Source organism: Solirubrobacter ginsenosidimutans, assembly GCF_027587205.1.
The window spans coordinates 60486-78060 of the sequence record NZ_JAPDOD010000042.1 but is presented as its reverse complement, the minus strand read 5'-3'; the positions used below and the strand labels follow the sequence as shown (position 1 = coordinate 78060).

Sequence of the window (17575 nt, the reverse complement as noted above, 5' to 3'; positions counted from 1 at the left end):
CGCGCGCGAGGGCGTCGCGGGCAATCGTGCGGCGCCCGCGTCGCGGGCGCGGGTCACAGGCCCCCGGGGCCGCGGGGGGCCTCGGGCGGCAGCCAGCCCGCGCGGCCGCCGTCCGGCTTGTCGTCGTCGCCGTCGTCCTCGCGCTTCGCGTCCTCGGCCGCCTTGCGCTCCTCCCAACTCGGGTATCGGGGAGGCGCGTCGTCGTCGGACCAGCTCGGATACGTGGGCGGTGGCTCGTCGGCCTCCTCGCGCGGCGGGAGCGGATCGGTGGGCTCGCCGTCGCGGCGCAGCGGGTCACCCGCCGTCCCCCACGACGGCGCGTCGGCCGGTGCCGGCGCAGGCGCAGGCGCCGACCATCCGCTCGACGACGCCCACTGCGACGGCTCGGGCTCGGCCGGCGGTGGCGTCCAGCCCGGCGGCGGCGGCCAATACGGCGCCGCGGCGCGCTGCTCGGGCGTGTAGACCTCGTCGCCGATCAGCGGCGCGGGCAGCGGTGCGTCCGGGTCGCGCTCGACCCCGAAGCCCTCGGCCTGGAGCTGAAGGTCGAAGCCCTCCTTGCGCACCCGCTGGTCGAAGTAGAGGATCGTCAAGACCGCCGCCAGGTACGGGTAGGTGACCGCCGAGCTGATGGTCGAGCCGATGACCTGGGCGATCGCGAGTGCGACCGTGCTGTCGCTGAGCGTGTCGGCGATGCCCTCCAGCCCCAGCTGGATCACGCCGCCGATGACGCTGACCATCAGGTAACCGACGCCGCACAGCAGGAACGACGCCCACCAGCGGCCGTTGATCAGCGACGAGGATCGCTTGATCGCCGCGAAGGGCCCGATGCGCTCGAACAACAGCGCGGGCAGGCACAGGCTCCATGCGACGCTCAGCCAGATCCCCGGCGCGATGCACAGGATGAACCCGATCATCACGCCGACGAACGCGATCAGCGAGAGCACGGCGGTCGAGAACGCCCGCCGCAGCGCGAACTTCAGCGACCGGCTGACCGACGGGGTCGCGCCGAGCCAGGCGTCGCTGACGGCCTTGAAGCAGGCGACGAACGCGATCAGGAACGTGACGAACAGCAGCACGTAGCTCAGCCCGAACCCGACGACCTCGGTCGTGTTGAAGCTCGCTTCCGTCGACGAGGTCGAGGACGTGTCGAACGACGCCCTGAGGCCCAGCAGGTCGCTGTCGATCGACGCGAGCAGCAGGACGTAGACCACGAAGAAGGGGCCCGTGAGGATGGCGATCATCCCCGCGAGCGGCTTCCAGTGCCGGGTAACCACTTTGATGCCGGCGTCGAGGATCTCCCCGACGCTCAGCGGCCGTAACGATGTCGCCACGGCCGCGAAGGTACCAGTATGAGAAGGGGCTACACGCCGCCGGCCATCGCCGGCAGGATCACGAGCGTGTCCGACTCACCCACTGAGGTGTCGAGCCCGTTAAGGACGCGGACGTCCTCATCGTTGAGGTAGACGTTGACGTAGCGGTTCAGCTGTCCGTCGGCGCCGAAGAGCTGCGTCTGGGTCGCGGGGTGCTCCGAGGCGAGCGCGCGCAGGACCGCTCCGACGTCCTCGCCGCCGGCCTGCACCTCCTTCTCGCCGCCCACGGAGGGGCGCAGAACCGGTGGAATCTTGATCTTGGCCATAGTCAGCGGGTCACCCTAGCCCGCGGCGGCGCAGAACGCCTCGTAGTCAGGGAACACGCCCATCTCCTCGTCCTTGATCTCGGACGGATCGATCGAGCAGATCGGGCACTCCGGGTCGCGGCGGACCTTGAGCTCGGTGAACGTCGCGCCCAGCGCTTCGTAGAGCAGCAAGCGGCCGATCAGCGGCTCGCCGGCGCCGATCACGAGCTTGACGACCTCGGTCGCCTGCAACAGGCCCATCGTCCCCGGCAGGACGCCCAACACACCGTTCGCGCCGCAGGAGGGCGCGAGCTCGGCCGGCGGCGGCACGGGGTAGAGGCAGCGGTAGCAGGGGCCGTCGTGCGGCGCGAAGACCGAGAGCTGCCCGTCGAACCCGAGGATCGAGGCGGACACGACCGGAATGCCCAGCCGGACCGTCGCGTCGTTGAGCAGGTACCGCGTCGGGAAGTTGTCGACGCCGTCGACGATCACGTCGTAGCCCTCGATGATCTCCATGATGTTGGAGGCATCCAGACGCGTCTTGTACTTGACGACGTTCACGTCCGGGTTGATGCCCTTGATGGCGATCTCCGCGGAGTCCACCTTCGGCGTCCCGATCCGGTCGGTCGTGTGGATCACCTGACGCTGCAGGTTGGAGAGGTCCACGGTGTCGTCGTCGACGACGCCCAGCGTCCCCACGCCCGCGGCGGCCAGGTACAGCGCGGTCGGCGAGCCGAGCCCGCCGGCGCCCAGCAGCAGCACCTTCGCGTTCAAAAGCTTGGTCTGGCCTTCGAGCCCGATCTCCGGCACCAGCAGGTGGCGCGAATAGCGATCGCGCTGCTCGTGCGTCAGAACGACCGGCTTCTCGACCTCGTAGCCGCGGTCCTTCCACAGCGTGATCCCGCCGTTCATCGACGCGACGTCCTCGTAGCCCAGCAGCTGCTTCAAGGTGTTCGCCGCCAGCGCGGACCGCTGACCGGACGCGCAGTAGATGATCACGCGCTTGGAGCGGTCGTTGCCGACGACGCCCTCGACGCGCGACTCGAGGTACCCGCGCGGGATGTGCTTGGCGCCCGGGATGTGGCCGGCGTCCCACTCGTCGCTCTCACGCACGTCCAGCAGCACGATCCCGTTGCCGTTGGACAGGATGCGGTTGACCTCGGAGGGGTCGACCTCTTCGACCGAGCTTCTGATCTGGCGGATGACCTCCGCGCCTGATGGACTCATGCGATCGGTGTCCTTGCTTGCATGGAAAGCGGATCGGGTTTCAATACTTCAGGAAGTGTAGCGCCGGATGGGGTATTCACCTGAGCCTTATCTGCCGATGAGACCTGAACGATGCGTACGCGCACGCTCCTTTCTCAGGTCCTCGCGGTCAACACCGGTCTCGTCGCCGCGACCGCGATCGTGGCTGCGCTGCTGGCGCCTGAGAAAGCGGGCGACGCCGCCTCGGCCCAGCGCCTGCTGCTGATCGCCCTCGCGGTCGTCAGCGCGGTGCTGCTGAACACGATCCTGCTCAAGCGCCGGCTCGCCCCGCTCGACCGCCTGATCCAGACGATGGAGCGCGTCGACCTGGCCTCCCCCGGCCAGCGCGCCAAGGCCCACTCCACCGCCCCGCGCGAGATCCAGCGCTTGACGGCGGACTTCAACCGCATGCTCACCCGCCTCGAAGAGGAGCGGGTCGAGGGCGGCCGCGCGGTGATCCGCGCCCAGGAGGAGGAGCGGGCACGCATCGCGCAGGACCTGCACGACGAGGTCAACCAGGCACTCACCGCGATCCTGCTCCGCCTGCAGGCCGCGGGCCACGACGTCCCGCCCGGATTGCGCCTGGAGCTCAAGGAGATCCAGACGCTCGCCACCCAAGCGATGGAGGAATTGTTGACCCTCGCGCGCACCCTGCGCCCGACCGCCCTCGACGACCACGGCCTCGTCCCCGCGCTGGCCAGCCAGGTCGCGGACTTCGGCGACCGGACCGGCATCCGGTCGACCTTCCACCGCCACGGCGACCTGCCCAATCTGTCCGACGAGGAGCAACTGGTGCTCTATCGCGTCACGCAGGAGTCGCTCTCCAACGTCGTCCAGCACTCGGGCGCGAGCGCCGTGCGCGTCGAACTTTCCTCCATCGGCCGCACCGTCCTGCGCGTGCGCGACGACGGTTGCGGCTTCAAGCCCGGCGGCCGCACCGGCCGCCTCGGCGTCTCCGGCATGCGCGAACGCGCGCTGCTCGTCGGCGGCCGCCTGAACGTCTTCTCCGCGCCCGGCGAGGGCACGACCATCGAACTCACCATGGGAGCGTCATGAGAATCCTGATCGCCGATGACCACGGAATCGTCCGTGGCGGCATGAAGCTGCTGATCGAACGCCAGCCGGACATGGAGGTCGTCGCGGAGGCCGCGGACGGCGTCGAGGCCTTCGAGCAGGCACTGGCCACCAAGCCCGACCTGTGCGTCATGGACGTCTCCATGCCGCGGATGACCGGCCTGCAGGCCGCGCGCCAGATCCGCGCCCACCTGCCCGAGACGCAGGTGCTCGCGCTGAGCATGCACGACGACGAGCGCTACGTGTTCGACGCGCTGAAGGCCGGCGCGAGCGGCTACGTGCTCAAGCGCGAGGTCGACCAGGCGCTCCTGAACGCCATCCGCGCCGTCAACCGCGGCGACGCGTTCCTCACCAATGCCGTCGAGCGCACGATCGTCCGCGAGTGGATGAACGACTCGAGTTCGGGGCCGGAGGAGCCGCTCTCCCCGCGCGAGCAGGAGGTGCTCAAGCTGATCGCCGAGGCGTTCACCAACAAGCAGATCGCCGAGACGCTGCACCTCGCGGAGAAGACCGTCGAGTCCCACCGCGCGAACCTCCTCCGCAAGCTCGGCATGCGCGACCGCGTCGAGCTCGTCCGCTACGCGATCCGCCGCGGTCTCACCGAAGCCTGAGAAGCGCAGGTAGGGTGCCGCCGGAGTGAACCGACCCGGCGGCAAACAGGCGGCAGTCGTCCTCGGCGCGATCGGCGTCGTCTTCGGCGACATCGGCACGAGTCCGCTGTACACGCTGCGGACCGTCTTCGCCCCCGAACACGGGCTCGACCCGAGCCGCGAGGCCGTCTTCGGCGTCGTCTCGCTGATCTTCTGGGCGATCACCGTGATCGTGAGCGTCAAGTACGTCACGTTCATCATGCGCGCCGACAACGACGGCGAGGGCGGGATCATGGCACTGATCGCGCTGATCCAGCGGGCCAACCTGCGCAGCCGCGGCGCGCAGATCGCGCTCGTCCTGCTCGGCGTCTTCGGCGCGTCTCTGTTCTACGGCGACGGCATGATCACGCCGGCGATCAGCGTGCTCTCCGCCGTCGAGGGCCTCGAGGTCGTCAACGCGAGCCTCAAGGAGCTGGTCATCCCGATCACGCTCGTCGTGCTCGCGGTGTTGTTCTTCGCGCAGCGCTTCGGCACCGGCGCGGTCGGCCGGTTCTTCGGGCCGATCATGGTCACGTGGTTCGGCGTGCTGGCGCTGATCGGGCTGATCCGGGCGCTCCAGCATCCCGAGATCTTCGGCGCGCTCTCGCCCCACCACGGCGCCGAGTTCCTCTTCAACCACGGCCACGAGGCGTTCGTCGCGCTCGGCGGCGTCGTGCTCGCCGTGACGGGAGCAGAGGCGCTCTACGCCGACATGGGCCACTTCGGCGCGCACGCGATCCGCAAGGGCTGGTTCGCGCTCGTCTTCCCCGCGCTGATCCTCAACTACCTCGGCCAGGGCGGGCTGATCCTCTCGGACCCGGCCGCGGCCGCGAGCCCGTTCTTCCTGCTCTTCCCGCCCTGGGCGCGGATCCCGATGGTCCTGCTCTCGACGGTCGCGGCGATCATCGCGTCCCAAGCCGTCATCTCCGGCGCCTTCAGCGTCACCCGCCAGGCGATCCGGCTCGGGTTCCTCCCGCGCCTGTCGGTCCGCCACACCTCCAAGGAGGAGGTGGGCCAGGTCTACGTGCCGGCGGTCAACTGGATCATCTTCGCCGCCGTCGTCGCGCTCGTCGTCGGCTTCGGCTCCTCCGAGAAGCTCGCCTCGGCCTACGGGATCGCCGTGACCGGCACGCTGGCGATCGACACGCTGCTGTTCTTCTTCGTCGTCCGCGCGATGTGGCACCGGCCGATGTGGCTCGTGATCGCCGGCGCGGGCGCGTTCCTGACCGTCGACCTGACGTTCTTCGCCGCCAACCTGACGAAGGTCGTGCACGGCGGGTGGTTCCCGCTCGCGATCGCGCTCGTGGTGTTCAGCGTGCTGACCACCTGGCAGCGCGGGCGCGAGATCATCACCACCCGCCGGGTGGAGGAAGAGGGTCCGCTGCGGCGCTTCGTGGACGAGGTGCGCGAGATCGAGCCGCCGGTCGCCCGCGTGCCCGGGACCGCGGTGTTCCTCAACGCCAACCCGGAGACGACGCCGCTCGCGCTGCGCGCCAACGTCAAGCACAACCACGTGCTGCACGACTGCGTCCTGATCGTGTCGCTGACCACCGAGCGCGTGCCCTACGTCCACGAGAACGAGCGGCTCTCGATCGACGATCTCGGCTACCGCGACGACGGCATCACCCACATCACCGGGCGCTTCGGCTTCCAGGATCCGCTCAACGTGCCGGCGCTGATGCGCCAGGCCGCGGCGCGGGGCGTTGAGGGAAATCCACAGCTCGATGACCCCAGCTACTTCGTCTCGAAGATCCAGATCATCCCGAGCGACCGGCCCGGGATGGCGAAGTGGCGGAAGAAGCTGTTCCTCGCGATCTCCCGGAATGCCGCCAATCCGGTCGAGGTCTTTCACCTGCCCGACGAACGCACGGTCGTCATGGGCTCGCATATCGAACTTTGAACTGAAACGGATCTTCCGCGTGAGCCCTGACCGCAATGTCAGGATGCAAACTCGTGCGGATCGGACTCCTTTTCAGAGCACTCGGGGCGGTGGCCGTACTGGCCAATCTGGATCCCCTGACCGAGCTCAACAATCTGCGTGCCGCGAACGGAATCCCGGCCGGGATCACTGAGAATCCCGCCTGGTCGGCTGGGTGCGCGCAGCACATGAACTACCTCGAACTCAACGGCTTCGCCGGCGACTGGCACACCGAGGTGCAGGGGCGGCCCGGGTACACCGACGCGGGCAAGACCGCGGCCGGGAGCTCGGTGCTCTCCAACGCGCCGTCGCTGGGCCTGCAACCCGACTGGGAGACCTCGCCGTTTCACTTCGCGCAGCTGCTCGCGCCGAAGCTGTCGGTGTCCGGCTCCGCCGCGGGCTGCATCTACACCTGGCCGGGCTACAAGCGGCCCGAGCCGTCCACGCTGGCGCTCTACACCTACCCCGGTGACGGCGTGCAGGGCGCGACGTCGCCCTACCTCTACGTCTTCGGGTTCGGCGGCGGGGCCGGCGAGGGCAGGCTGAGCGACGCCTCGCTGACCGGGCCCAGCGGCCCGATCGCGGTCAACGTGATCGACAACCACACGGCGGGCGCGGCCGGCTACCTGCCGCCGGGCGGGATCCTCTCCCCCGCCGAGCCGCTGGAGGACGACGCCAGCTACACGGCCCAGGTCACGTTCACCTCCGACGAGGGCCTGCAGGCGGTCAAGCGCTGGAGCTTCGCCACGGGCGAGCTCGGCGCGGCGTCCGAGCCCGTCGGGGAGGCGGAGCCGGATGACTCGAGCTCGGGCACCCCGCTGCCGAGCGGCCGCACGCCGCGGATGGCCCTCGCGCTGAAGCCCTCTCGAGCCGGCGCGCGGCTGACGATCTCCGCCCAGGGCGCCGCGATCGGCCGCACCGCACGGCTCACGGTGCAGCGGCTGGACTGCAAGTGCCGGCCGACCAAGCGCACGCTCAAGCTGACCAAGACGCCGCGCCGGATCGATGCCAAGGGCTCCACGATGAAGGTCACGGTGTCGCTCAGCGGCTTCTACTTCGGCGAGATCCCGTACCGCGGGCTGACGCTGGTGCGCACGCTCTCGTAGCCTTGGGGGCGGTGCTCCCCGCCCGCCTCCAGCTCGCGCTGATCGCTCTCACGCTCTGCGCCGTGGCCGCCGTCGCGGGTGTGCTGCTGGCGCAGCGCACCCACCTCGAGAACACGAGCAGCCTCCAGCTGACCAACGGCTGGGCCGGCGCGCAGCGTCCCGACCACCAGCCGGTGCCGGCCTTCACGCTGCGCGACCAGGACGGCAAGACCGTCACGTCGGCGTCGCTGCGCGGGAAGCCGGTCGTGTTCGCGTTCATCTACTCGACCTGCCGCGACACGTGTCCGGCGCAAGTCCAGACGATCCGGGGCGCGCTCGACGACTTTCCCGGGAGTGCCGACAAAGTGCGGGTGATCGGTATTTCGGTCGACCCGGCCAACGACACCCCCAAGCGCGCCCAGTCGTTCCTGCTCAAGCAGCAGATGACCGGGCGCATGCAGTTCCTGCTCGGCTCGCGGGCGCAGCTGAAGCCGGTCTGGGACGCGTTCGCGATCCAGCCGCAGTCCAAGGCGCTTGAGCACTCCGCGCACACCGTGCTGGCCGATGCCGACGGCGTCCAGCGCGTCGGGTTCCCGTTCGACCATCTGACTGGAGAGGGGCTCGTGCACGACCTCGAGCGGCTCGCGCCTTGAGTGGTCGCTTCGACGACCTGAAGTTCTTCGGTCAGTGGCGCCCGTACCAGCGGGCCGCGCTCGCGGCGTTCGAGAGGGATCGCGCGCAGGGCAACCTCTCCACCCACATCGTCGCCCCGCCCGGTTCGGGCAAGACGCTGCTCGGCGTCGAGCTGATCCGGCGGGTGGGCAAGCGCGCGCTGGTGCTCGCGCCCAACCAGGGCATCCAGCAGCAGTGGCCGCGCGCGGTCGGGGAGTTCACCCCCAACCCCGCGGCGATCGCCGGCGCCGACCCGCTGAAGCCGATCGCCTGTCTCTCCTACCAGGCGCTGTGCCAGCTCGAGGACCCGGAGATCGTGCTCGGGCGGCTCGCCCAGTCGCGCTGGGCCGGTGAGCGCGCGGCCGCGACCGGCATGACGCCCGAGGAGGCGATGCGCGAGGGCGAGGCCTTCGAGGGCGCCGCCGCCGACCGCCGGGCGCGCGAATTGAGCCGCATCTCCGCCGCGTTGAAGCGCGAGGTCGCGCGCGGCGAGCACGCGGGCGTCGAGCTGCGCGACATGCTCTCCACGACGGCCAAGCAGCGGGTGCAGCAGCTGGCGAAGATGGGCGTCGGCGTCGTGCTGCTCGACGAGTGCCACCACCTCGCGTCGCTGTGGGGCTACGTCGTGCGGGCGGTGCTCGGCGAGCTGGGCGAGAAGGTCCACGTGATCGGGCTGACCGCGACGCCGCCGGTCGGCCTGCCCGAGGCCGAGGCCGAGCTCTACGCGGCGCTGCTCGGCCCGGTCGACTTCACCGTTCCGACGCCGGCCGTCGTGCGCGACGGGCATCTCGCGCCCTACCAGGAGCTGGCGTGGCTGACCGAGCCGCTGAAGACCGAGCGCGAGTGGCTGGCCGAGCACGACAGCCGCTTCCGCGAGCTGATCACGACGCTGCACGACGACGCCGAGTCCGACATCTCGTTCCCGCGCTGGGTCGGGTCGCGGATGCGCGAGCGCAAGCGCTCCCCCGACGACGACGCCGAGGTGCCGTGGGAGGCGTTCCAGAAGCGCTCGCCGAAGCTGGCCCGCGCGGGCATTCGGTTCCTGCTCTCGGCCGACCTGAGCATTCCGAGCGGCGCCCCGCGCGGCGAGGCGTACCGCCAGGCGCCGGACCTCGAGGACTGGCTGGTGCTGCTGGAGGACTACGCGCTGCGCTGCCTGGCGTCGTCTGAGACCCGCGGGGCGGGTGAGCGCTACGACGCGATCTCAGCCGCGCTGCGCGAGCTCGGCTTCCAGCTCACCCGCAAGGGCATCCGGCGCGGGACCTCCGAGGTGGACCGCCTGCTGACCGGCTCCCAGGCGAAGGCGCTCGGGCTCGTCGAGGTGCTCTCCGCCGAGGCCGACGCCCGCGGCGACGCGCTGCGCGGGCTGGTGCTGTGCGACGCCGAGCTCGCCTCCCAGCGCCCGGACGACGCGCTGACCGGCGTGCTCGACCCCGCCGCCGGTACCGCTCGCCACGCGCTGCTGGCGATCGCCAACGACTCCCGCACGGCGCCCATTCGGCCTTTGCTCGTCTCCGGCCGCGGCCTGCGCTGCGCGCCGCAGGATGCCGACGTGCTCCTGGAAGCGCTGCGGGTCGCCGCCGAGGAGCGCTTCACGCTGCCCGAGTGGGAGGCCGAGGTCGACGGCCTGCTCGCCTCGCTGAGCTCGAGCGGGGCGGAGTGGATGCCGCGGGCGTGGGTCGAGCTGGCCACGACGCTGCTCGTCGAGGGCACGACCAGCGTGTTGGTCGGCACGCGGGCGCTGCTCGGCGAGGGCTGGAACTGCCGCCCGCTGAACGTGCTGGTCGACATGACGATCGCCACCACCGGCGTGTCCGTGCAGCAGATGCGCGGCCGCACGCTGCGGCTGGACCCGGCCGACCCGCAGAAGGTCTCCTCCAACTGGGACGTCGTCTGCGTCGCGCCCGACCTCGTGCGCGGGACCGCCGACTACGAGCGCTTCGTGCGCAAGCACCTGCATCTGTTCGCCCCCGCCGAGGACGGCGAGGTCGAGGCCGGGCCGTCGCACGTGCACCCGGAGATGGGGCCGTTCGCGCCGCCTCCGGTGGAGCACTTCGGCGCCTTGAACGCCGCTCAACTCGAGCGCGCGTCCGACCGGGCCGCCGCCCGCGAGCTGTGGCAGGTGGGGACGCCGTACCGCGGCGTGGAGCTGCCCACCCTGCTGGTGCGGCCGTCGCGGCCGGACGTCCCGGCGCCCGCCGTCGGCGGCTCCTCGCGCGGCGTGCAGCTCTCCCAGAAGGTCCCGATCGCGGGCGGCGTGGGCGGCGCGGCGGTGTTCGCCGCGCTCGGGCTGGCGACCGGCACGCCGGTCGAGCTCGCCGGCCTCGCGCTCGCCCCGCTCGGGCTGGGCTGGGCCGCGTTCCGCCTGCGCGCCGCCAAGAAGCGTTTGCCGCTCGTGCTCCCGCTCGACGCCGCCGCCCGCGCCGTCGCCGAGGCCTACCGGGAGCTGGGCGAGCTCTCGCCCGAGGCCGCGGGCTCGCTCACGATCGAGCCGCGCGCCGCGGGCTACCTGCGCGTCGAGCTGACCAAGGCGACGCCCGCCGAGGGCCACCGGTTCGCGGCGGCGCTCGACGAGCTCGTGGGCGTCTCGGACGCGCCGCGCTACCTCGTCTCCCGCCCGCTGGCCGATCCCCGCCGCGGCGCGCTCGGCCTGCTCGGGCGGGTGCTGACCCGGCGCCCACCGTTCGACGAGCGCCTGCACCCGGTCCCGAAGGACCTGGCGCGCAACAAGGAGCGCGCGGAGGCCTTCGCCCGCGCCTGGAGCCGCCAGGTCGGCCCCGGGCGCCTCGTGTTCACGCAGCGGTCAGAGGAAGGCCGCGAGGCCCGGGCCGAAGCGGCGTCAGCGGATGGCGGCTACGAGACGCTCGTGAGAGACGTCTGGGTCTGAGCGACGGCGTCCTGGGCCGCGTCCTCGCGGTCCTGGGCGGCGCGGTAGGCGGCGTAGGCGATCACGTCGCCCGGCCGGGTGCTCCAGTACGCGAAGGCCGCGGCGGCCTCTTCGGCGGCATCGCGCCAGGCATGCAGCACGGGGCTCCAGCCGCGGTCGCGGCGCAGCACGATCTCCCACGTGTCGGGCACGCCGTCGAGGAGGGATCGGAGGTCGTGAGCGCTCATTGTCCTGCGCGGGGGATTCCCTTTCGCGCATCGTTGACACCTGTTCTACGCAGCAGCAACCCCGCTGGTTGCCATTCGGACCTTCAGTGGGGGTCTTGGCGGTCTTCTTCGCTCGGGTCGTAGCCGCGGCCGCGGATCTTCGACCACAGGATCGCCCCGACCATCGCCAGCACCGGCGCCAGATACAGCAGCTGGGCGGCCCAGTGTCCGGCGTGAGCGAGCGGCGTCATCCGTGCAGCGCCGCCGAGAGGAGCCAGAGGCCGAGGCAGGTGAACGCGACCATGAGAGCCAGCATGACAAGTTGCGAGCGCGTCGCGTCCTTTGCCGAGCCATAGAGCTCGAGCGCGCGGTCGTGGGCGAGGACGAGCGCGGCGACGTGGCCGATCACAAGCGCGGCGACCTGCACGTACCAGATGCCGGTGGCCGAGACGACGCCGTAGTTGATCGTGGCGTCCGCCCCGCCGAAGTAGTCCGCGCCGTTGCCGAGCGGGTCGTTGGCGAGGCGCCAGAGGTCCTGGCCGTTGTAGGCCAGCAGCGAGAAGTAGTGCGCGAACAGGTACCCGGCGGCGATCGGGATCAGCGTGTGCGCGAAGGCGCGGGCGAGCTCCCGGCGCGAAGGCACGCTCGGCGGCGGCTTCATCCCGGCCATGCCCAGCGCCCAGATGATCGCGACGATCAGCACCGCTCCCGCGAGCCCGACGACGAACCCCAGCTCGAGGCCGAGGCCGAGCGAGAGTCCGAGATCGACGAAGAAGCTCTGGAGGTCCTGCGCGAGGTTGTTGAACAGCGCGCCCTCTTTGGCCCCGTCGAACGCGGTGCTCCCCACCGAGACGATCAGTACCGCCATCGTGCCGTTGACGGGCGTCAGCTTGGCCGCGCCGGTGAACGGGACACGCAGGTACAGGCGGCCGTTCTCCGCGCGGCGCCCGAGTGGCGAGAGCGAGCCGATCAGCCCGAACAGGACGCCGAACGCGTCCGCGTTGCGGGTCCACGCGTCGACGCCGTAGAGGCTCATCCCGACGAGCATCGCGATGAAGTAGAGGAGCATGATGATCGCCAGCGGGCCGGGCTCGGTGGCCTTGGCCCAGCACAGCTCGCAGATCGCGAACCCGAAGAGGCCGGCGGCGGCGGGGAGCCGGCCGAGGCGCTCGGGGTAGACGAGCGGGGCGGGCATCGCGCCCTCGGTGAAGCGCTCGCCGATCCATCCGGTCGCGCGGCCGAGCGCGCGCCAGGGGCTGATCACGCCGAAGACGTTGCCGAGCAGCAGCGAGGCGAACGGCACGCCGACCCAGAAGGCGACGTAGACCATCGTCGGCGCGAGGTTGTCGGTCTGCCCGCTCGTGCCCGCGATCCCCGCGTAGACGGTGAAGAGGAAGACGATGACGCCGAGCGCGCCCAGCAGCACCTCGAGCGCCACCGGGAAGACGAAGAGGTCCTTCTCGGGGAGGGACTTCAGGCGCGGGCGTGACCAGCCGAGCGCGAGTGCGACGAAGGAGACGACGAGCACGGCGGCCGCGGCGGCGCCGAACAGGGTCTCGGGAATCGGGAGGTCGGCGCGGCCGACGATCCCGTGCGCGAAGAGGAGCACGCGGCGAGTCTAGGAACGAAAACGGCCCCGCTGACGCGGGGCCGTTCTCATGAGTCAGATGCGGGTGCTGGGAACTACGAGCACTTCGCGTCGCCGGTGCCAGTGGCAGACGACTTCGCGGGCGGGCTCGGGTTCGGGGCGTAGCCGACCGTGACGCCGATCGAATGCTTCTTGGACTTGCAGCCCGTCGCCGAGATCAGGCTCTTGGAGCCCTTCTTCGCCGAGATCGTCGTCGAGAGATCCGTCAGCGCCGAGTACGTGTCCGGGACCGGCTGCTGCAGGAAGTCCGGGATCGCGATCGTCATCTTCTTGCCGGAGATCTTGCCGTGCAGGACCGCGGGGGCCGAACCGGAGAGCACGAAGATGATCTCGTTCTTGCCGACGACCGGGACGACCTTGAAGGTCAGCGGGGCCGGCGTGGCGCCGAACGGGTTCAGGAGCGCGTGCGCCGAGCCGCTGCCGGCGATCGACTTCTTGCAGACCTTCTCCGGGCCGGCGAGCAGGGCCTCATCGTTCGCCTTGCACTGTTCGAGGCCGCTGGTCGAGATCTTGAGCGTGCTCGGGAAGGCGATCGTGATCTTGGCCGCCGTCGTCTTGCTCGCCGCGTCGTTCTTGACCGTCAGTTTGAGCTTGGTGGCCTTGGGCTTGGACGACGTGCCGGCCTTGGTCGGGGACACAGAAGCGGTCACGGTGACGGACGGCTCCGGCGTCTGGGCGTACGCGATGCCTGCGGCGCTGAGGGCAAGTGCCACCGTGCCGGCGGCGAAGAGAGACTTACGCAAGGAGATGATCCTCCAGAGATGGGTGTTGCTGGACTGGGTGGGCGCAGGCAGATCGCATCCGCGCCGCGGACTGATAACAACACGTCAACAGGCAAAAGGTTTCGCTGCTAGCGTCGCGGACTCGATGCGTGCCGATAGTCCGAGCATCTCCGCTCCGCCATTTCCGCGCAACTTGGCCTGGGCCAACGTGGCGATGTTGCGCATGGATCAGCAACGGGACAAGGTCGTTCTGGTCGAGTTCTGGGACTTCTGCCGCGTCAACTCGTTGCGCACCTTGCCATACCTGAAGGCGTGGCATGCCCGGTACCAGGACGCGGGCCTGCGCATCGTCGGCGTGCACACCGGCGGGTTCCTCCCGGCGCGCTCCGAGGAGAACGTCCGCCGCGCCGTGGAGCGCCTGGAGATCCCCTGGCCGGTGGCGATCGACACCGACCTCGAGGTGTGGGACATCTACGGCAACGAGGGCTGGCCCGCGCGCTATCTGTGGGCGCCGTCGGAGACCGGGCATGTGCTGCATTCGCTGCACTACGGCGAGGGCGGGTACGTGGAGACCGAGCTCGAGATCCAGTCTTTGCTGGGTGTGGAGCGCGATCCGGTCGCGCCGATCCGGCCGGAAGAGGCCGCCGACGCGATGGTGGCGACCCCGACACCGGATCAGCCGGGCGCCTACTCCGGGCCGTACGCCGCGGGTGGCGTGTGGATCGTCGCCGAGGGCCTCGGCATGGTGACCGCCAACGGCGTGGACGTCGCGATCGCCGAGCCGGGCTGCTACCCGGTGCTCGAGCACCCGCGCCACACCGAGGGTGAGCTCGAGCTGGTCGTCGGCGAGGGCGTCACCGTCCACGCCACCTGCTTCACGCTCGGTCTCGCGGCCTGAGGGTTTCGTGGCCGCGTTCGCCGAGGAGGCGGACGAGGCGGGGCGGGCCGGTGTCCTCGACGATCACCGCGGTACCCGGCCAGTAGGGCGAGCCGTTGGGTTCCGGGCTGAGGAAGTGCGGCTGATAGACCCATGACCCGGTGTTGAGGATGCGCGCGCCGGTGCCCGCGACCCACTCGCTCTGGTCGTCGGACGGCCACGGGCCGGAGCGGTGCGAGTGGCCCCAGATGACGTGGGCGGCGCGGATGTCGAGGCGCTCGATCACCTCGCGGATGCCGCGCAGGTAGCCGCGGCGCAATGCGGAGGGCGTCAGGCTCGCCTCCAGCGGCCCGAGGCCGGCGCGGTTGAGCCCGAACACCGCCGCGCGGTAGCCGAGCGCGAGCGCGAGCGTCTGCCGGCGCTTGTGGCGGTCCTTGGCGGTGAGCTTCGCGTAGGTGCCCGCGGACGCGCTCCCGCCCGCGGCGACGACGGTGTTGTCGGCGCGCTGCGTCAGGGCGTGCAGCCACGCGTAGAGCGGGCTGAGGACCGCCTCGTAGTCGTCGGCGGTCGCGCCGCGCTCGGGCAGCCTGGCGACGTAGCGGGCCATGCTGCCCGCCGCGAGGCGCTCGAAGGTGGGCACCGTCGCGTGGACGTCGGAGTAGTGGCCGTGGATCGCGTAGACGTCGTCGCGCAGCCAGATGCCCGGGTAGGCGAACTGCAGCTGGGCGGGGCGGGCGGCTTCGGCGAGGCGGCGCCCGAGCGGGCCGGTCGCATCGGGCTGGAAGCGCTGCTCGAGGGTGAGGAAGCCGGACGGCTCGCTCTGCAGGCGCGCGTCGATCCAGCCCGCGGCGATCCCGTGATCGTGGTTGCCCGCGAGCATGAGCAGCTCCTTCTCAGGCCCAAGCGCCTCGCCCACGTCGGCGAAGAACGGCGCGGCGATGTCCATCGCGTCGCGGTGGGCGGCCTCGCGCAGCTCGAGCCCGTCGCCGAGGATGACGAAGCGATCGACACCGGCGAGCGCCTCCAGCAGCGGGGCGCGCAGATCGGCGCGGCGCAGGAGGTCGCTCCCCTCAGCGCGGCCGAGATGGAGATCTGAGACGACGAGGGTCCGCATGCTCGCGCACTAGTGTGCCCGCCCATGCCACCGCTGGAAGGGATTCTTGTCGCGGATTTCTCGCGGGTGCTCGCGGGGCCGCTTGCGGCGATGCTGCTCGGCGACCTCGGCGCCGACGTGATCAAGGTCGAGCGACCGGACGGCGGCGACGACACCCGCGCCTGGGGCCCGCCGTGGCACGAAGGCGAGAGCACCTACTACCTCGGCCTGAACCGCAACAAGCGGTCGATCGCGCTCGATCTGGCGGACGCGGAGGACCGGGCCGTCGCACTCGAGCTGGGCTTGCGGGCCGACGTGCTGATCGAGTCCTTCCGGCCGGGCCTGATCGAGTCGTGGGGATTGGACGGCGACGCCCTGCGGGCCGCGGGCAACACCGGCCTGGTCTCCTGCTCGGTGACCGCGTTCGGGACGACGTCCTCCGACGCCGTCGCGCTGCCCGGCTACGACTTCCTGCTGCAGGCGATGGGCGGGCTGATGGCGGTCACCGGCGAGCCCGACGGGCGGCCTTTGAAGGCGGGAACGGCGGTCGTCGACCTCGTCTGCGGGCTGCTGGCCGCCAACGGCATCCAGGCGGCGCTGGTCGAGCGGGCGCGGACCGGCGCCGGCCGCCACGTCGAGGTCTCGCTGATGGACTCGGCGTTGACCTGCCTGCTGAACCAGGGCTCCGCGTGGGTCGCGGCGGGCGTGCGCGGGCGCCGGCGCGGGAACCGCCATCCGAGCATCGTCCCCTACGAGACCTACGAGACCGCCGACCGCCCGCTCGCGGTGGCCGTCGGCAACGACCGCATGTTCGCCCGCCTCTGCGGCGTGCTCGGGCTGGAACCGGACGAGCGCTTCGCGACCAACACGTCGCGGGTGGAGCACGCCGACGAGCTCGCCGCCGCTTTGGAGTCGGTACTCCGCACGCAGCCCGCCGCGGTGTGGCTCGAGCGGCTGCGGGCGGCCAAGGTCCCGGCAGGGCCGATCAACGAGATCGACGAGGCGTTCGCGCTGGCCGAGGAACTGGGCATGGAGCCGTCGGAGGTGGTCGACGGAATCCCGTTGATCCGCCCGCCGCTGCGGATCGACGGTGAGCGCCCCCCGATCCGCCACCGCCCGCCGCGCCTCGACGAGCACGCGGACGATGTCCGCGCCTGGTTGAACAGCAAGCACTGAGTACGGACCCCTCGTCAGATCGCCTGCACGTGGGTGACGAGGTCACCTGAGTCGAGCAAAGCGTGGACCAACAGCGACGGCGGTTCGCTCGTCAGGACCATCTCCGTCGCGATGAAGTCCAGGCCCGACTGGATGTTGGTCGACGCGCAGGTGATGACGCCACACCCACCCAGCGTGTCGTGGATGACCCGGTGGACGTGGCCCGCGACGACGCGGCGCACGTTCGGGGCGGCCACGAGCAGCTCGCCGAGCGCGCTTCGTTCCGCAGACGGCAGCCCGATCTCGTCCAGCCAGGCCAGGCCGGTGCGCAGCGGTGGGTGGTGCATGGCGACGATCGTCGGGGTGTCGCGGTCCTCCGCGAGGCGTTCGGCGAGCCAGTCGAGCTCGAGCGTGCCGTCGTCGCGGCCGGGGATCGAGGTGTCGCAGGCGATGATCCGCACGCCCTTGGCGTCGACCGCGTAGCGGGTGCGCTCGCCGAAGAGGTCGTGGTTGCCGGCGAGGCGGTGGACGGGCATCGGGAGCGGGGCGAGCAACTCCAGGGCGCGGGCGTGCTCGCGGGGGTCGCCGGAGTTGGCGATGTCGCCGGTGACGAGCACGGCCGTGGGCAGGGGGTTCAAGGTCAGGACGCGGGCGACTCCCGCGGCGAGCGCCGCCTGGGAGACCGCGTCATCGAGGCGGATGTGCGGGTCTGAGAGCTGCGCGATCAGGGTCGGAGTCACGGTGCGGCA

The 17575-nt window shown here is 71.0% G+C and carries 17 protein-coding genes; 8 read left to right on the top strand and 9 right to left on the bottom strand.

Annotated elements, in window-relative coordinates:
- Positions 1-53: 53 nt before the first annotated feature.
- Genes OM076_RS33065 through moeB form a run of 3 tightly spaced genes read right to left on the bottom strand, consistent with a single transcriptional unit; the run spans position 54 to position 2842 of the window.
- Positions 54-1331, bottom strand: a complete 1278-nt coding sequence (locus OM076_RS33065; protein WP_270044425.1) for a hypothetical protein — start codon at positions 1329-1331, stop codon at positions 54-56.
- A 29-nt stretch (positions 1332-1360) separates the two neighbouring features.
- Positions 1361-1636, bottom strand: a complete 276-nt coding sequence (locus OM076_RS33060) for a MoaD/ThiS family protein (protein ID WP_270044424.1) — start codon at positions 1634-1636, stop codon at positions 1361-1363.
- 15 nt (positions 1637-1651) lie between these two features.
- Positions 1652-2842, bottom strand: coding sequence for a molybdopterin-synthase adenylyltransferase MoeB (gene moeB, locus OM076_RS33055; protein WP_270044423.1), 1191 nt, complete (start codon positions 2840-2842; stop codon positions 1652-1654).
- Between the two features lie 111 nt (positions 2843-2953).
- On the opposite strand from moeB, the gene OM076_RS33050 reads away from it, so the two are divergent.
- Genes OM076_RS33050 through OM076_RS33025 form a run of 6 tightly spaced genes read left to right on the top strand, consistent with a single transcriptional unit; the run spans position 2954 to position 11125 of the window.
- On the top strand, positions 2954-3916 hold the full coding sequence (locus tag OM076_RS33050; protein WP_270044422.1) for a sensor histidine kinase: 963 nt from the start codon (positions 2954-2956) through the stop codon (positions 3914-3916).
- Positions 3913-4545, top strand: coding sequence for a response regulator (locus tag OM076_RS33045; RefSeq protein ID WP_270044421.1), 633 nt, complete (start codon positions 3913-3915; stop codon positions 4543-4545). Before OM076_RS33050 ends, OM076_RS33045 begins: the two co-directional genes overlap by 4 nt.
- 25 nt (positions 4546-4570) lie before the next feature.
- Complete coding sequence (locus tag OM076_RS33040) at positions 4571-6463, top strand: potassium transporter Kup (protein ID WP_270044420.1); 1893 nt, start codon at positions 4571-4573, stop codon at positions 6461-6463.
- Between the two features lie 53 nt (positions 6464-6516).
- Positions 6517-7587, top strand: coding sequence for a CAP domain-containing protein (locus OM076_RS33035; RefSeq protein WP_270044419.1), 1071 nt, complete (start codon positions 6517-6519; stop codon positions 7585-7587).
- Positions 7588-7598: 11 nt separating this feature from the next.
- Positions 7599-8219: an SCO family protein gene (locus tag OM076_RS33030; RefSeq protein WP_270044418.1), complete on the top strand. Its 621-nt coding sequence runs from the start codon at positions 7599-7601 to the stop codon at positions 8217-8219.
- Complete coding sequence (locus OM076_RS33025) at positions 8216-11125, top strand: DEAD/DEAH box helicase family protein (protein ID WP_270044417.1); 2910 nt, start codon at positions 8216-8218, stop codon at positions 11123-11125. The genes OM076_RS33030 and OM076_RS33025 overlap by 4 nt, the downstream gene beginning before the upstream one ends.
- Here OM076_RS33025 and OM076_RS33020 read toward each other — a convergent pair.
- The 4 genes from OM076_RS33020 to OM076_RS33005 form a co-directional block, all read right to left on the bottom strand.
- The gene (locus OM076_RS33020; protein WP_270044416.1) at positions 11092-11352 is read right to left on the bottom strand and encodes a hypothetical protein; all 261 of its coding nucleotides are present in this window, start codon (positions 11350-11352) and stop codon (positions 11092-11094) included. The two genes, OM076_RS33025 and OM076_RS33020, sit on opposite strands and share 34 nt — an antisense overlap.
- 83 nt (positions 11353-11435) lie before the next feature.
- Positions 11436-11582 carry a hypothetical protein gene (locus OM076_RS33015; protein ID WP_270044415.1) on the bottom strand — a complete coding sequence of 49 codons (147 nt, stop codon included), beginning with the start codon at positions 11580-11582 and terminating at the stop codon, positions 11436-11438.
- A complete protein-coding gene (locus OM076_RS33010; protein WP_270044414.1) occupies positions 11579-12940 on the bottom strand; it encodes a fenitrothion hydrolase in 1362 nt (453 codons plus the stop codon). Before OM076_RS33010 ends, OM076_RS33015 begins: the two co-directional genes overlap by 4 nt.
- A gap of 74 nt (positions 12941-13014) precedes the next feature.
- Positions 13015-13722 carry a hypothetical protein gene (locus OM076_RS33005; RefSeq protein WP_270044413.1) on the bottom strand — a complete coding sequence of 236 codons (708 nt, stop codon included), beginning with the start codon at positions 13720-13722 and terminating at the stop codon, positions 13015-13017.
- 202 nt (positions 13723-13924) lie between these two features.
- On the opposite strand from OM076_RS33005, the gene OM076_RS33000 reads away from it, so the two are divergent.
- The gene (locus OM076_RS33000; RefSeq protein WP_270044412.1) at positions 13925-14599 is read left to right on the top strand and encodes a thioredoxin domain-containing protein; all 675 of its coding nucleotides are present in this window, start codon (positions 13925-13927) and stop codon (positions 14597-14599) included.
- Here OM076_RS33000 and OM076_RS32995 read toward each other — a convergent pair.
- A complete protein-coding gene (locus OM076_RS32995) occupies positions 14577-15692 on the bottom strand; it encodes a metallophosphoesterase (protein ID WP_270044411.1) in 1116 nt (371 codons plus the stop codon). The genes OM076_RS33000 and OM076_RS32995 overlap by 23 nt on opposite strands.
- Positions 15693-15716: 24 nt before the next feature.
- Between OM076_RS32995 and OM076_RS32990 the strand changes: the two genes are divergently transcribed.
- Positions 15717-16847: a CaiB/BaiF CoA transferase family protein gene (locus OM076_RS32990; RefSeq protein ID WP_270044410.1), complete on the top strand. Its 1131-nt coding sequence runs from the start codon at positions 15717-15719 to the stop codon at positions 16845-16847.
- 14 nt (positions 16848-16861) lie between these two features.
- Here OM076_RS32990 and OM076_RS32985 read toward each other — a convergent pair whose 3' ends face one another.
- Entirely contained in the window at positions 16862-17566 is a 705-nt protein-coding gene (locus tag OM076_RS32985) for a metallophosphoesterase (RefSeq protein WP_270044409.1), read from the bottom strand.
- Between the last annotated feature and the right edge of the window lie 9 nt (positions 17567-17575).

Bases quoted from the DNA above. Each gene is read 5' to 3' on its own strand.
- OM076_RS33060 (WP_270044424.1), bottom strand. From the start codon at position 1,636: ATGGCCAAGATCAAGATTCCACCGGTTCTGCGCCCCTCCGTGGGCGGC.
- moeB (WP_270044423.1), bottom strand. From the start codon at position 2,842: ATGAGTCCATCAGGCGCGGAGGTCATCCGCCAGATCAGAAGCTCGGTC.
- OM076_RS33050 (WP_270044422.1), top strand. From the start codon at position 2,954: ATGCGTACGCGCACGCTCCTTTCTCAGGTCCTCGCGGTCAACACCGGT.
- OM076_RS33045 (WP_270044421.1), top strand. From the start codon at position 3,913: ATGAGAATCCTGATCGCCGATGACCACGGAATCGTCCGTGGCGGCATG.
- OM076_RS33020 (WP_270044416.1), bottom strand. From the start codon at position 11,352: ATGAGCGCTCACGACCTCCGATCCCTCCTCGACGGCGTGCCCGACACG.
- OM076_RS33015 (WP_270044415.1), bottom strand. From the start codon at position 11,582: ATGACGCCGCTCGCTCACGCCGGACACTGGGCCGCCCAGCTGCTGTAT.
- OM076_RS33000 (WP_270044412.1), top strand. From the start codon at position 13,925: ATGGATCAGCAACGGGACAAGGTCGTTCTGGTCGAGTTCTGGGACTTC.
- OM076_RS32995 (WP_270044411.1), bottom strand. From the start codon at position 15,692: ATGCGGACCCTCGTCGTCTCAGATCTCCATCTCGGCCGCGCTGAGGGG.
- OM076_RS32990 (WP_270044410.1), top strand. From the start codon at position 15,717: ATGCCACCGCTGGAAGGGATTCTTGTCGCGGATTTCTCGCGGGTGCTC.